The organism is Photobacterium sanguinicancri (assembly GCF_002265265.1).
Classification (GTDB): Bacteria; Pseudomonadota; Gammaproteobacteria; order Enterobacterales; family Vibrionaceae; genus Photobacterium; species Photobacterium sanguinicancri.
Genome location: NZ_NOIF01000045.1, coordinates 1 through 14,852, shown reverse-complemented (window position 1 = coordinate 14,852; position 14,852 = coordinate 1). Strand labels below are relative to the sequence as shown.

Annotated in this window: 14 protein-coding genes; 7 read left to right on the top strand and 7 right to left on the bottom strand. The window is 41.4% G+C overall.

Going from position 1 to position 14,852, the window contains the following annotated elements:
* Positions 1 to 131: 131 nt before the first annotated feature.
* The 3 genes from ASV53_RS09355 to ASV53_RS09345 form a co-directional block, all read right to left on the bottom strand.
* A complete protein-coding gene (locus ASV53_RS09355) occupies positions 132 to 989 on the bottom strand; it encodes an ABC transporter (RefSeq protein ID WP_141226237.1) in 858 nt (285 codons plus the stop codon).
* Positions 986 to 1,843, bottom strand: a complete 858-nt coding sequence (locus ASV53_RS09350) for an ABC transporter ATP-binding protein (protein WP_062690571.1) — start codon at positions 1,841 to 1,843, stop codon at positions 986 to 988. The genes ASV53_RS09355 and ASV53_RS09350 overlap by 4 nt, the downstream gene beginning before the upstream one ends.
* A gap of 320 nt (positions 1,844 to 2,163) precedes the next feature.
* Entirely contained in the window at positions 2,164 to 2,460 is a 297-nt protein-coding gene (locus tag ASV53_RS09345) for a hypothetical protein (RefSeq protein WP_062690570.1), read from the bottom strand.
* A gap of 589 nt (positions 2,461 to 3,049) precedes the next feature.
* Here ASV53_RS09345 and ASV53_RS25430 point away from each other — a divergent pair.
* The 5 genes from ASV53_RS25430 to ASV53_RS09325 all read left to right on the top strand — a co-directional run bounded on the left by ASV53_RS25430 (position 3,050) and on the right by ASV53_RS09325 (position 8,201).
* Complete coding sequence (locus ASV53_RS25430) at positions 3,050 to 3,217, top strand: hypothetical protein (RefSeq protein WP_157072621.1); 168 nt, start codon at positions 3,050 to 3,052, stop codon at positions 3,215 to 3,217.
* A 497-nt stretch (positions 3,218 to 3,714) separates the two neighbouring features.
* A complete protein-coding gene (locus ASV53_RS09340) occupies positions 3,715 to 5,199 on the top strand; it encodes an alanine/glycine:cation symporter family protein (protein WP_094956907.1) in 1,485 nt (494 codons plus the stop codon).
* A 239-nt stretch (positions 5,200 to 5,438) separates the two neighbouring features.
* Positions 5,439 to 6,383: an SPFH domain-containing protein gene (locus ASV53_RS09335; protein WP_062690569.1), complete on the top strand. Its 945-nt coding sequence runs from the start codon at positions 5,439 to 5,441 to the stop codon at positions 6,381 to 6,383.
* A 15-nt stretch (positions 6,384 to 6,398) separates the two neighbouring features.
* Positions 6,399 to 6,872, top strand: a complete 474-nt coding sequence (locus tag ASV53_RS09330; protein ID WP_094956896.1) for an NfeD family protein — start codon at positions 6,399 to 6,401, stop codon at positions 6,870 to 6,872.
* Positions 6,873 to 7,049: 177 nt separating this feature from the next.
* Positions 7,050 to 8,201: a ParB/Srx family N-terminal domain-containing protein gene (locus ASV53_RS09325; RefSeq protein WP_094956895.1), complete on the top strand. Its 1,152-nt coding sequence runs from the start codon at positions 7,050 to 7,052 to the stop codon at positions 8,199 to 8,201.
* A gap of 96 nt (positions 8,202 to 8,297) precedes the next feature.
* Here ASV53_RS09325 and ASV53_RS09320 read toward each other — a convergent pair whose 3' ends face one another.
* The 3 genes from ASV53_RS09320 to ASV53_RS09310 form a co-directional block, all read right to left on the bottom strand.
* On the bottom strand, positions 8,298 to 8,750 hold the full coding sequence (locus ASV53_RS09320; protein ID WP_062690568.1) for a YaiI/YqxD family protein: 453 nt from the start codon (positions 8,748 to 8,750) through the stop codon (positions 8,298 to 8,300).
* Between the two features lie 93 nt (positions 8,751 to 8,843).
* Positions 8,844 to 10,439: an ABC-F family ATPase gene (locus ASV53_RS09315; protein WP_094956894.1), complete on the bottom strand. Its 1,596-nt coding sequence runs from the start codon at positions 10,437 to 10,439 to the stop codon at positions 8,844 to 8,846.
* Positions 10,440 to 10,716: 277 nt separating this feature from the next.
* A complete protein-coding gene (locus tag ASV53_RS09310) occupies positions 10,717 to 11,340 on the bottom strand; it encodes a PEP-CTERM sorting domain-containing protein (protein ID WP_094956893.1) in 624 nt (207 codons plus the stop codon).
* A 166-nt stretch (positions 11,341 to 11,506) separates the two neighbouring features.
* Between ASV53_RS09310 and ASV53_RS09305 the strand changes: the two genes are divergently transcribed.
* Positions 11,507 to 12,631: an anhydro-N-acetylmuramic acid kinase gene (locus ASV53_RS09305; protein WP_275657092.1), complete on the top strand. Its 1,125-nt coding sequence runs from the start codon at positions 11,507 to 11,509 to the stop codon at positions 12,629 to 12,631.
* A 458-nt stretch (positions 12,632 to 13,089) separates the two neighbouring features.
* The gene (locus ASV53_RS09300; RefSeq protein ID WP_062690566.1) at positions 13,090 to 14,526 is read left to right on the top strand and encodes a glyceraldehyde-3-phosphate dehydrogenase; all 1,437 of its coding nucleotides are present in this window, start codon (positions 13,090 to 13,092) and stop codon (positions 14,524 to 14,526) included.
* 81 nt (positions 14,527 to 14,607) lie between these two features.
* Here ASV53_RS09300 and ASV53_RS09295 read toward each other — a convergent pair.
* Positions 14,608 to 14,852 (bottom strand): hypothetical protein (locus tag ASV53_RS09295; RefSeq protein ID WP_338091404.1); only part of this gene is annotated, 245 nt, incomplete at its 5' end.

Genomic DNA, 14,852 nt, shown 5'->3' with positions numbered 1-14,852 from the left:
TTCAGATATGTATGACGGTAACATTCCAAGTCCCTACTTGCTTGCAAAGCCTATTAATGCATTGAATACCATACATTCTAAAATGAATATGACAGTAATAAAAAAGGAGAGCTTCTGCTCTCCTTTTACTTTTATAAACCTAAACCAAACCTTGCCAGAAAATCATCGGTTTGCCGCATCTTTACCGTTAATGCTAAACAAACAGCACTCACTATCATCAAGCCTAACCAATAAATAGCACTCACTGAAAACAAAGTACCAATTGGGTTGTCACTGAACAAGATCGTTATTGGTAAATGATAAAGCCCTTTTATCGAGTCCCCTAACGCCGTCGTACCAAGTGCCAAAGAGGTTGTTATATTGAGCAAAAATATAGCGACTAAAAGCACAACTAATGGAGCTCTCGTAACTTGTGACAGAAGAAATATCACGCTAACAAATGGCACTAACACAATACTGACTGCAACCATTCGCCCAATAAAAGCTAACCAATGCAGTAATAGCGCCCACAAAGTAACTGTTGAGGTCGTATCTAGTGTTTGCGGTACCCACAACAAGGATAAAACCCAAACAATAAAATCTGCAAATACGAGTACCGTTGACGCGATTACAGGTAAAACCACTAACGTGAAAAGTAACTTAACCAACACGGTTTCCCAGTCTGACACTGGCATTGAACGCCAAAACATCAAGCTGCCTTCTTCACGTTCTTTACGTAAAGCTTTAGGTGTGTATACCAAAAAGAGTACGACAGCTACAATACTCGCTACCCACACATTAAAATTCCCCAAAACACCGGCAAAACCCAAAAAGTCACCCACATCAGGGATGATACTACTGCCGTTAACTTGCCATGTTACAGACACATCATTGCCAGACATAAAGAGCGCAAGGGCCAGTAATACCACGCATGCAATCACAATAGGAAAACGAAGTATAAACGGGTATTCCATCAATTCTTTCTTTACTAAGCATAAGAGGCGGTTCATGCGTTAAGCCCCAATTGTTTTGCGAGGAAAAGATCAGACAAGCGCGTTTTGCTTACTTGCCCTAACGCCATAAGTGCTTCACTTGATTCGTTATTAAAAAGCATCAAGGTGTGTCCTTTTTCTTCTTTTGCATAAATTGGACAATACTGTTCAGCCTTTTCTCTATTCTCATGAGGAATGCTGATACTTATATATTGCTCATACAGTGAATCTAATGCACCTTGCAATACGACATCACCCGACTTGAGTACCAATACATCTGTCAATAAATGTTCAATTTCACTAACCTCATGACTCGCTATTATCATTGAACGGTTATGTTTCTGAACCCATGATTGAATATCATGATAAAATGTTTCTCGATAAATTAAATCCAAACCTAACGTTGGTTCATCTAATATCAAAATTTGAGCATCTGTCGCCATCACTAACGCTAAATGCAGCTGAACTTTCATCCCTTTTGAAAGTTGAACAATTTTCATTTGCAACTTAAGCTCAGTATTCTGTAAATAAGATTTAGCCCTGTCAGCATCAAACTGTGGGTGCACACCTTTCATGTAATTAATAATTTGCTTAATTGTCATCCAGCTGGGTAATGAACTAACATCTGATATATATGCCACCCGCTCCATAATTTTTGTTCTATGCTTCTCAGGTGTTAATCCGAGTAATGCTACTTCACCGTCATAATGCAGTGTGCCTAGCAATATTTTAATTAATGTCGACTTACCTGCCCCATTGTGGCCTAGCAGCCCTAGAACTTGTCCGCCTGAAAGCGTAAAACTAATATCTGAAATAACTTCTTGACCACTAAAAGCTTTAGAAAGATGTGACACTTCTACTAAATTTTCCAAGTTAGTACTCTACACTTGTTGATACTGCACCACTCTGTGCGCAATATGTTAAACCAATATACCTAGCTTTATAGGCAACAAAACAATCCGATAGTTCAGTGATTTATATCCAAATAACAGGTACGGGAAAAAGGCGCTTACGAATAAGCACCTTTTTTAAATAGCAGCTATAACGATACAGTCTATATTAAGACAACAACATAGCCATACTTACCCATTGGCTAAAGGCAATACCTACAAAATAATCAGCTTCATCAGAGAAACCGCTACAATTTACCTTTGGATAGAATATCAATCGCTAACGAGAATAGAATGAAAACTTATTCTTTCTCAATTAAATCTTCAGGGTGAACACCGTCTTTTTCCATCATAGCTAAAATCTCAATCATGCGAGTATTTTTAGCTTCATCGCGAAACTCATGTAACACTGCAATTAGATTATTAATTTTATCCAGAGGGATGCGCTTAATTACCGCTTTTTGACGACCTGGTACTTCATCAGCAAAATCAATTAATGTTTGACGATAGTCTGTACGTTCGACTTTTTTGTTACCGTCTGCATCTACGCTTTTCAGCATTGCACTTAATGCTTTTTCTGCAGCAGCAAAATTATCCATGTATTACCTCTTAACTTATATGAGGAGCTCCAATCATGGCATTAGGAGATCCCTTAGAAATCATGTTCTATAGATAACGATTAACGATAGGAAATATTAACCGTCTTAATGATATATGGTTTAGAACCTCAGATAAGAGGCTTTCACTACACTAGCAACTAACAGAGTGATCAGTGTTGATCATCAATTATAATAAGTGAGAAGGTGGTGTGTTTCTCTAGTAGCAAGAAAGGCAATATACTCCCACTTTCCACATAAGTGAATCACTTTTTCTTATTTAAAACGTCTTTAGTATAACTTCTATCATCTGATACACCCTTAATGATAGCTGATCAGCGGAAACAAAGTGTAAATATTTAAAATGCAGCTCTATTTTCAGTGATTTTGCAGGTTACTAATGAGTAAGCGACTAAAAGGATAACGACGACCTTCAACAACAGATTTCCAAACATAAAGTACAAAATGAAACAACCACCATTTCGATTCGATAAGTATAGTTTAGGCGAACCTCATAATTTAAGTAACGACTTCTCATTGTTAACACATTGATATGTATAATTCACCAGACCATTTACGCAAGAGCACCTTTATGGAACCTATTTATATCTGCGACCGTTGCCACCAAAGTGATGAATACCTTATTAGTGAATCTGGCACCTATACCTGTATTTGCGGCTATCAATTTGTTGTCATTCAACACGATCAAACAAGCCAAGACACAACAGAAACAATGACAATTAAGCATGCAGTACACTAAGCACCTAGCCCATTCTTTATTTTATGCTTCTTTTGTTTCTATTTCCTTGCATAAAGATGAACCTCCCTGCATATCATGTTAACAACTTACTTCTATTATGAGCCCACTAAATAGGGTATTTACTATTTTCGGGCTAATTGGACAGCGTTTTACCCAAAAATAAACAGAACGCAGCTGCTATAACTAACCCCTTGTATTTAGTGGCTTTATTATCGAAACCCTTCTTTCTAATTGTCTATTTTCACTCAATACATAAAAAAACGTGATCTGTGTCGTGTAGATTCTCACGTATTTCATGCTACCTTTCAGCGCCCTTATTGCGGCAGATACACGGTTTCATGTTTCAATAATGTTAAATTAAAGACTATTAAATCCGCATAAAACATTAGAAACCAGAACAAAATATAGTTGAAACCGTTGTGGCAAAGTGTCACTAAATGGATGTTCCAGTTCGCTCGATGCTTTTTACGATTGAGCCCTTGTTACAGGAAAACAAAATGAATGTTGCTAACGAATCTTGGTTAGATGCGCTAAACAATGGACTAATGTCTATCATTGGTACTATTAATGGACTTCTTTGGGGCCAAGTTCTTATATACCTTCTCGTTGGTGTTGGTATCTACTTCACTCTGCGTTTAGGTTTTATTCAAATCCGTCAATTTAGACACGCAATCTATGTGCTAAAAAGCGGTAAAAACATCGAAAATGGCTTAAGTTCTTATCAAGTATTTTGCACCTCTATGGCAGCTCGTGTAGGTACTGGTAATATGGCTGGTGTTGCAGTTGCCCTTGCAGCTGGTGGCCCAGGCGCTATTTTTTGGATGTGGTTGATTGCCCTATTTGGTATGTCTACAGCTTTTGTTGAATCAACCCTTGCTCAAGTATATAAAGTAAAAGATGTTGATGGTCAGTACCGTGGTGGCCCAGCCTACTACATGGAAAAAGGCCTTGGTCAACGTTGGATGGGATCACTATTCTCAGTATTCCTTATCATTGCATTTGGCTTAGTGTTTAATGCCGTGCAAGCAAACACTATTACTGATGCGTTAAACCACTCATTTGGTTTCGATGAAACGATCATGGGTGTCATTATTGTTGCCGCATCAGCATTCTTCATTATGGGTGGTCTTCGTAAGATTGCTCAAGCTTCTGCACGTATCGTACCTGTTATGGCTATTAGCTACCTTGCAATTGCAATGGTGGTGGTTGTAATGAACATCTCTGAACTACCAGCAGCACTTGCACTAATTGTTAAGAGTGCATTTGGTTGGCAGGAAGCAGCAGCTGGTGGTGTGGCTTACACAATCGCACAAGCGATGCAAAGCGGTATTGCTCGTGGTCTATTCTCGAACGAAGCTGGTATGGGCTCTGCTGCTAACGTAGCGGCATCTGCCACACCAAACCCTAACCACCCTGCGTCACAAGGTTTTGTTCAAATGCTAGGTGTTTTTGCCGATACTATCGTTATCTGTACAGCATCAGCAGCAATGATCATGCTTTCAGGCGTAATGGATCAGCCTGATGCTGCTTCTGGTATTGGTTTGCTGCAACAAGCTCTCACCAATGAGCTAGGTAGCTGGACTGCTTACTTTATGGCAGCTGCAATCATACTGTTCTGTTTCACCTCTATTATTGCTAACTACAGCTACGCAGAAACAAACATCATGTTCTTGAACGGTAATACCAGAAAAGGCCTATTTGCCTTCCGTTTACTTGTTCTGGCTATGGTTATGTTTGGGTCTATAACATCACTACCTGTAGTGTGGAGTTTAGCGGATGCCTCTATGGGTATGATGGCGCTGATTAATATCGTGGCTCTTCTGCTACTGTCTAAACTTGCATTTAAAGTAATCAAAGATTACGAAGTGCAAATCAAAGCAGGTAAAACGCCGGTATTTGACCGTTCGAAGTTCCCTGAACTAGATGAACTTGATGGCGCTTGGCATCCCAAAGAGCCAAAAACAGTTAAAGCTAACAGCTAACAGCTAACAGCTAACAGCTAACAGCTAACAGCAACTATATAGCCAGCTCATCGAGCTGGCTTTTTCTTTTCTTTTTCTGAGCATCCCATACCCCACTATATTCAACCCTCTATATATCTTTTCCTGAACTCAATTTCTGATCGCGTTTCACAACTAAATTGCCTACTTAGCTAGACCTTGGGTGCCTCTTTTCGGTACAGTAAAAAAACGCAATTCAATTTACTATCAAAAGAGTCAATATGGACATTATCGAACTGTTACCAAACCTCTTTAATGGCTGGATATTCCTTGCCATTTTTGTCATTATTTTCATTCGTTCTTCCGTGAAATTTGTACCTCAAAACTCTGCTTACATTGTGGAACGTTTTGGTAAGTACAATAAAACAATGGAAGCAGGCTTAAACTTCATTATTCCTTTCATCGATCGCATCGCTTATACCCGTTCATTAAAAGAGCAAGCATATGATGTACCTCAGCAATCAGCGATCACAAAAGATAATATTTCGCTAATTGTCGATGGCGTACTGTACCTAAAAGTCCTTGACCCAGCTAAAGCCTGCTACGGTGTTGATGACTATGTTTTCTCTGTAACCCAACTAGCGCAAACAACAATGCGTAGTGAAGTGGGTAAACTTGAGCTAGATAAAACCTTCGAGGAACGTGAAAGCCTAAATACAGCAATTGTATCCTCTATTAATGAAGCCTCTGAACCTTGGGGGGTGCAAGTAATGCGTTATGAGATTAAAGATATTGAACCACCTCGTTCAGTATTAGACGCCATGGAACGCCAAATGAAAGCTGAACGTGAAAAGCGTGCGGTTATTTTGGAATCTGAAGGTCAACGTCAGTCTGATATCAATATCGCTGAAGGTGAAAAACAAGCACGTGTATTAGCGGCTGAAGCTGAGCGTTCAGAGCAAGTACTCAAAGCCGAAGGTGAAGCGCAAGCGATTCTAGCCGTTGCTCAGGCGCAAGCTGAGGCTATTGAAGTGGTAGGTCGAACAGCATCAACAGAAGAAGGTCAAAAAGCGATACAACTTGAACTGGCCGGTAAAGCCATTGATGCAAAACTAGCCATCGCCAAAGAATCTTCAGTGGTACTGCTTCCTGAAAATCAAACCAATGCCTCGTCAATGGTTGCTGAAGCAATGACTATCATTAATAAGCTTAACCAAAGTAAGTAATTAAAGGGGTATCGTATGGATGTTTTTGGTATTAGCCCTGCACAGTTAACCATCATTATTGGCTTAATATTATTGTCTGTAGAGACTTTACTCTTGGGCCTCTCAACAATCGTGCTATTGGCTGTCGGTATTGCTGCGATTATCACTGGCGGGCTTGCATGGGCAGGAATACTGCCAGAAACATTTCTAAGCTTAGTCAGTGCGACTGGGATTGGTGCGGGTATTATTACTGCACTTCTTTGGAAGCCGCTAAAACGCTTACAGCAAAGCAAAGTCGAAGCTAGCAATGTCCATAGCGATTTTATGGGCCTAACTTTTACTCTGAGCTCGACACTAAGTGCACAGGATACGCCTGTTTACGTTAAGCATTCAGGTATCCAATGGCAATTATTACTTGATCCGACCTCTCATGATCAAGTGATTCCTGCAGGTAGCACCGTCAAGGTTGTCAGTGTTGCTGTTGGGAAATTTACAGTTCAAGCATGTTAGGTAGACTTTAGCTTTATACGTTATTTGATTATCACCACCATCAAAATGTTAAAACTGCAATTACCTTGGCGGTGTTAATCGAATACCGCCTCTTTATTTGGACTCCCCTTTCTTTTTCATCCAGCCTTATCGTGATTTGCTAAACTGACAACAATTCACGCGATAAAGGTACCGATTATGATTGCGGATCATTTTATACGCGCTTCATCGCGTAACTTATTAAGACCGGCTCAACCCTATAGTTCAGAGCCGAGCTTTGCGGTGACGAAACTTTCTGATCTTTTTCTATTGCCTCTATTTCTTATCATTGCCTCTTTTCCTGCATACGCCGAGAAGATTTCCTACGCAGATCTAGAAGACGGCGATATTATTACCGTAACACTCGACCAATTATTACCCACTCAGGCTGTGATCAGCTATGACAAAGAATATGCACATCTCTACCGTTACAATAAAAATAAAAAGAATATTTACCATGCACTTTGTAAACTGAATGGTGGCGGTAAAGTAAAAAAGTGGGATGAAAATTCATCACCAACGGATATCGAAAGCTATAGCTGCACCAAAAAACTCGGTTCACAAACTCATGATCTAGCATCTGTCGTCGTCGGGCCTGATAACGGGTTACTCTACCTCACCACCCAGCACCATATCCTATCAAGCTTTTGGGACATGCCAAATGGTGGGACAAGTGTCCCAATTAGACTAAAAGTCACATTTAACCTGCTTGGATCGGGTGATGATTTTTGGCCTGAAATGCGTAACGACAATGCCGTCTGGCTCTATAACCAAAAAGGCAAAAAGATCTCCCCTTCAGATCTACCCGACTTCATCGGTTTAAAACAACTAAAAGAAGACAAATACTTATCACTCGCTTATTTCTTGCAAGGCATTAGTTACGACTTACCGCAGAATAATACAGATCCTAATACTAAAGAACCTTATTCGCGAGTCCCTTACCTTGCCCTTCAATGGTCGCTTGTTTTACGTGAAAAAATGACTGTCGATGATATTAACTTTAATAACCGAGATGAGTATGCAGCCGCATTAGCTGAAGCTGCAACTGTCATGGTCGATATGGCCAGTAATGAAAAAGTAGGAAAAACAGACTTACCCGCAATCGCGATGGGGAAATTTTCAGAAGTAGACTCAAAAGCACTCGAAGCTATGCTGACTAACCAAAATTCAGAGTGGTATTACGCAACGGAATATAGAATAAACAAGAAGAAAAAAGCAACACCGAAGAAGCTGCTAGAAGAGCAAGAGAAAACAGTAAAAGGGACTGAAAGCCAAAAAGAAAAGGAGAAGGAGAACCAAGCAAAAGAGTAAACAGGGCGTAAAGTTATTACTTTGGCGGCTTTTGCTTCAAAAAGTAGCAACGAGCTTACTTCGATGCTTAAAGCTCGTTACCTTTTGTGTCTGAGACTATTTTTTATGGTTTTTTGCCACAAAGCTGTCTAATTTATTCGCAAAGTTTTGGCGATCAGACTGGTTAAGTGGTGGTGGCCCACCTGTTTGTACACCAGAGCTGCGCATGGTATCCATGAAGTCTCGCATCTGTAAACGCTGTTTAATCGTTTCTTTGGTATACAACTCACCGCGCGGATTCAGCGCATGTCCATCTTTAGTGATCACTTCGTCAGCTAATGGAATATCAGCCGTGATAACCAAGTCCCCCGCTTCAACCTGCTGAACGATAAAATCGTCTGCAACATCAAAACCACTTTCAACCTGTAACGATCGAATATGGGGTGATGGCGGTACACGTACATGATGGTTAGCCACCAGCGTGACTGAAACCCCCACTCTGTTAGCCACCCGAAATAAAATTTCCTTGATTACATTTGGACACGCATCAGCATCTACCCAAATTTTCATTTTATTCTCCAACCTTGTTGAATAGCCAATTGAATTAAACCATAGACAGAAAAAAGCCGCCTTATAGGGCGGCTCTCATTCAACAAACAATAATTAGCCTGTTAGGCCTTGCTTGCGTAGGTATTCATCGTAAGAACCGTGGAAATCTTCAATACCGTTCTTAGTAATTTCGATGATACGCGTAGCAACAGACGATACAAACTGACGGTCATGAGAAACGAACATCAAGGTACCTTTGAAGTTTTCAAGCGCTAAGTTAAGTGCTTCGATAGACTCCATATCCATGTGGTTTGTTGGTTCATCCATTAGAAGGATGTTAGCTTTTTGCATAATAAGCTTACCAAACAACATGCGACCTTGCTCACCACCAGAAATCACTTTAACCGATTTCTTGATGTCACTTTGAGAGAACAACATACGACCAAGGATGCCGCGAACTACTTGCTCGTCGTCACCTTCTTTTTTCCACTGACCCATCCAGTCAAGCAGCGTCATATCTTCTTCAAAATCAGCACTGTGATCCTGAGCATAGAAGCCGATGTTGTGGTTTTCAGACCACTTAACCATACCTTCCATTGGATCCATTGCACCAGCAAGCGTATTTAGTAATGTTGATTTACCGATACCATTCTCACCGATAATCGCGATACGCTCGCCCACTTCAACCATAAGGTTTACACCGTTGATCAAAATGTTTTCGCCGTAACCTTGTTTTAGGCCTTCAACTTCAAGTGCATTACGGAAAAGTGGCTTTTCCTGATCGAAGCGGATAAACGGAGATTGACGGCTTGACGCCTTCACTTCACTAAGTTGAATTTTATCTAGTTGTTTCTGACGTGATGTCGCTTGCTTTGCTTTTGATGCGTTAGCAGAGAAACGGCTTACGAACGTTTGTAGTTCAGCCATCTGTGCTTTTTTCTTCGCGTTATCAGCGTACAGTTGGTCACGTGATTGCTCAGCCGCAATCATGTATTCATCATAGTTACCTGGGAATAGGCGAAGTTCACCGTAATCCAAGTCTGCCATGTGTGTACAAACACTGTTTAGGAAGTGGCGGTCATGCGAGATAATGATCATTGTGCAGTTACGTGCCAACAAAATCTCTTCTAACCAGCTGATTGTGTGAATGTCCAAGTTGTTCGTTGGTTCGTCAAGAAGCATAACTTCAGGATCAGCGAATAGAACTTGCGCTAGAAGCACACGAACTTTTAGACCAGGAGCAACTTCGCTCATTAGACCGAAGTGTTGATCTTCTGGAATACCAAGACCAAGTAGAAGTTCACCCGCACGCGCTTCAGCAGAGTAACCGTCCATTTCTGCGAACTCAGTTTCAAGGTCGCCAACACGCATACCATCTTCATCAGACATTTCTGGTAAAGAGTAAATATGGTCGCGTTCTTCTTTTACTTTCCAAAGCTCTTTGTGACCCATGATAACGGTGTCAACAACAGAGTATTTTTCAAAAGCAAACTGGTCCTGACCTAACTTAGCCATACGCTCGTTAGGATCTAATGAAACAGTGCCGCCTGACTGCTCTAATTCGCCGCCAAGGATTTTCATGAACGTTGACTTACCACAGCCATTCGCACCGATTAGGCCGTAGCGGTTACCGCCACCGAATTTAACTGAAATGTTTTCAAACAATGGCTTATCGCCAAACTGCATCGTAATGTTAGCTGTAGAAATCAATGTACTGTTCCAAATTGATTGATGTATCAAGCATTAAAAAAGCCGCCATGATGGTGGCAGCTTCAATTTGTATGTTTCATCTGAGTACGCAGAGCAAGGATATTACTCGTCATTTTGAGAGCGCTCTTGCCATGACCCAGAGATAATAGCGCGCATTATAACAGAAATAGTGAGCTACATCACCCCTATTCTAGCCCCAAAATAAAACCGCCACACGAGTGCAGCGGTTATGCAAAAATCAAACAGAAATATGATTATTCAAAGGGCTATCGCCTGATTATGCATGGTTTTTACGACGACGAGAGAAACCTAACCCCATCAGACCTAAACCAAATAATGCCATCGATGCTGGCTCTGGCACATCAGTAATGACACGAATCCAGTCACCAGGCTGTGTAACTCGCATAGTCACGGTTAGCTTATCACCATCAATTGTATAGCTATCACTGCCTTCCATACCACGTGCACCGAACGCACCTGGGTAGGTTGTTCCTGCAGCGCCCAATAAGGCATTACTCGCGGCTTCTAAGGTACCACCAGAATCAGACATAACACCTAAAATGTTGCCATCAAACATCCACTCAACACCAATGTGAGACAACACGCCACTCTCGCTCGTTGCTTTATTCAAAAATATCATGTGACTCGCGACATTTGTACCTTGGGCTATTGTTCCACCATCGACAGCTAAGTCAGCCGCCAAAGAAACAAGCTGCTGTTCATTGAAACCCTGCTGGGCCTGATTGGTAACCGCGGCATCTGTCACCAACCCTGGAGCCGGTGTAATTTGCCCAGAAAATCCCGCAGAAGAAGTACCTGAACTCACAGACAGAATCGTCGCACTTGCATTAGCGGCAAATAAAGAAGATGTAACTAAAGCAGCGATAGTTAACTTTTTCATGATAATCCCTCAAATATTATTAATAAGTTGCACACTAGAGTTAGCAAAAGGGATACCACTTTTTTTAAACCTTTCTTTTCAGTAAGTTGAAATATAATGGAACTAAAATAGGCAACAATGTGTAAAATATACTGACGTTTTCTATGTCTCTAACAGGTATCAAACAGTGACTGAAAAATACATTGGCCTCATGTCTGGCACGAGTATGGATGGTGTTGATGCCGTTCTCGTTGAAATAGATTCCACGCAAACACATCTGGTTGCATCAATCAGCTTTCCAATGGGAGAAAGCCTAAAACATTCATTGCTTGATGTCTGTCTGGGACAACCAACCAACCTTCAAACAATCGGCGAGCTCGATCACCGATTAGGTCACCTGTTTGCAGATGCAGTTAACACCCTTATCACGAAGGCAAACGTTCAACCTGAAGACATCAAAGCAATAGGCAGCCACGGCCAGACGGTATTTCATAGCCCTGATTGTGAATATGCTTTTACAATGCAGCTGGGGGATGCCAACATCATTTCAGCTAAAACAGGTATTTGCACTGTTGCAGACTTTCGTCGAAAAGATATGGCCTTCGGTGGTCAAGGGGCTCCTTTAGTACCCGCATTCCATCAGCAACTATTCAGTTGCTCAGAAACCTCCCGAGTTATTTTAAACATTGGTGGTATTGCAAACATCACGGTATTACAACCAAACCAACATGTGATCGGCTATGATACAGGTCCCGGTAATATGCTGATGGACGCTTGGATAAGCTTTCACCAACAAAAATCCTACGATAACAATGCAGAGTGGGCACTAACAGGTTCAGTCAACCACGCATTGCTTGAACAATTGCTGGCTGAACCATACCTCGCGCTATCCGCGCCAAAAAGTACAGGGCGGGAACTCTTTAATTTGCCTTGGTTACAACAGCACTTAGCTATTTTGGCGCAAGAAAAAGGCATCACACTTACACCACAAGATGTACAAGCCACGTTAGTTGAATTCACCGCAATGACGATAGCCAACGATGTTCGTACCTTCACTTGCAATAATGTACCTAACGAACTGCTTATCTGTGGCGGTGGTGTTCATAACCCACTATTGATAAACAGGCTACAAACAGCATTACCGCAATGGCAAATACTCAGTACATCTGAACGAGGTGTAGACAGCGATAACATGGAAGCGATGGCATTTGCATGGCTCGCATACCGAACTTTGCATCAGTTACCAGGTAATCTTCCAGATGTGACAGGGGCAAGTAACGCAATTGCTTTAGGCGCCATTTATCCAGCCTAAAATGCTGAAGTGTGATTTTATTAATTTGTGATAAACAACCCCTTCACTTCAGCATTTATGTAAACAGGGCTACTCAGCACTTTGATTAGCCTTTATTTTCATTCCCTCCATGGTGCTTTATTTCTCTGATCTCCAATTTAGCCACAGCAGCTAAGTAGCGGTTATATCTCAATTCTCCCCTTTACTTAACAAAAAACTATTTATATTTAAGCAGACTGTTTTTCTAAATGAATAGCGAAAAATAAGTACATTTCAAAAGCACAGAAAACACGTTATACAAATTTAATTTGCGAGGTCGATCACGACACTGCACCGACTCAGATCACAATTATAAGCGCTTAATTTTACTAGGATAAAAACGTCGCAAACGTTACACTTTTGCACATAAAAACAACATAGCTTCATGCAGGCCCCAACCTGCTTCTTCCCCCCAAAAAACGTGAAAGGTCCTAGTAAAGATGAGTCCGGAAAAATATCTTCTTGATTGGCAAACAAGCCAAACTAATTCAGAATCCATCTCACCACTTCTTGGCCAACTGTACCGACAGAAAGGTGTTGAAATCCTACTGTTTGGTCGTCAATTGGTTAACGCTTCAACTGTCGATATCATCAAAGCACATCGTGTCGCCCGCAAGTATACTGGTAAGGCTTTATCACCAGCACAAACGCTTCCGCTAATTCAGCAACTGACAGAATTAGATTTGTCGCCTTGTCGAATAGATGTTGGTCAGCTTGCACACGAATACTGGAATAACCAAGACAATGAAGACGGTTTAAAAGACTACCTTCAAACTGCATTAATTGAGTCGCTAGACAGTACCCAATCGTTAGAATCTCGTGATGTTGTTCTGTATGGCTTTGGACGTATTGGTCGCTTATTGGCACGCTTACTCATTGAAAAAAGTGGTGTAGGCTATCCACTCCGTCTAAAAGCGATTGTTGTTCGTGGCGGTAAAGATGGTGATTTAGAAAAGCGTGCGAGCCTACTCCGTCGTGATTCAGTACACGGCCCGTTTAACGGCAGCATTACCATCAACAAAGAACGTAAAGCTATCATTGTTAATGGTAACTTTATCCAAATTATCTATGCTAACAGCCCTGCTGAAGTAGATTACACACAATACGGTATCAACAATGCACTTGTTGTCGATAACACGGGGATTTGGCGCGACAGCGAAGGGTTAAGTAATCACCTTGCATGCCCAGGCACAAGTAAAGTACTACTGACAGCGCCGGGTAAAGGCGATATTAAAAATGTCGTATTTGGGGTGAACGAAGCCGTCATTCAACCTGAAGACACCATTATCTCAGCAGCAAGCTGTACTACCAATGCAATAACGCCAGTATTGAAGGCCGTTAACGACAAATATGGCGTCGTCTCTGGTCACATCGAAACTGTGCACTCGTACACTAACGATCAAAACCTGATTGACAACTTCCACTCAGGCGATCGCCGTGGCCGCTCTGCATCCCTAAATATGGTACTGACTTCCACTGGCGCAGCTAAAGCCGTCGCAAAAGCGCTGCCAGAACTGGCAGGTAAATTATCAGGTAACTCTATTCGCGTTCCAACTCCAAATGTTTCCATGGCTGTTGCAAACTTGAATTTAGAAAAAAATGTTACCGCAGAGGAGATGAATCAATACCTTCGTGAAATGGCGCTTAACTCGCCGCTTTCAGGGCAAATTGATTTCACGGATTCTACAGAAGTCGTATCTAGCGATATTGTTGGCTCACGTGTTGCAGGTGTTGTGGATGGTGTCGCCACGATTGCTCAAGACAACCGTTGCGTACTATACATTTGGTACGATAACGAGTTCGGCTATAGCTGCCAAGTCGTTCATTGTATGGAACAAATGATGGGGGTTCGCTACAAAACATACCCAGCTAAGTAAAACTTAGTACTTATTATAATAACTAAACCTCTTGCCTATTTACCGCTCTGATTATTCAGAGCGGTTTTTTCTTTATAGGTTTTACTGAGCCGATGAATATACTCCTTTCAAAATGCGGCACTCACTTTTCGTACAGCAACGTACTAGCGATACCCATTGATCACCCGTTTCATCACACCCACGAAACTCAGCACGCAATTCGTATTTTTTGAATGGTAGAAGTGCGATAAAAGTCGCGACAATGAGTGCCAAAAAGTCAAATTGAGGTACAAAAGCCCAAGTCGCAGCAGCCATAATTTGATCATTGATGATGATTAATATAGATA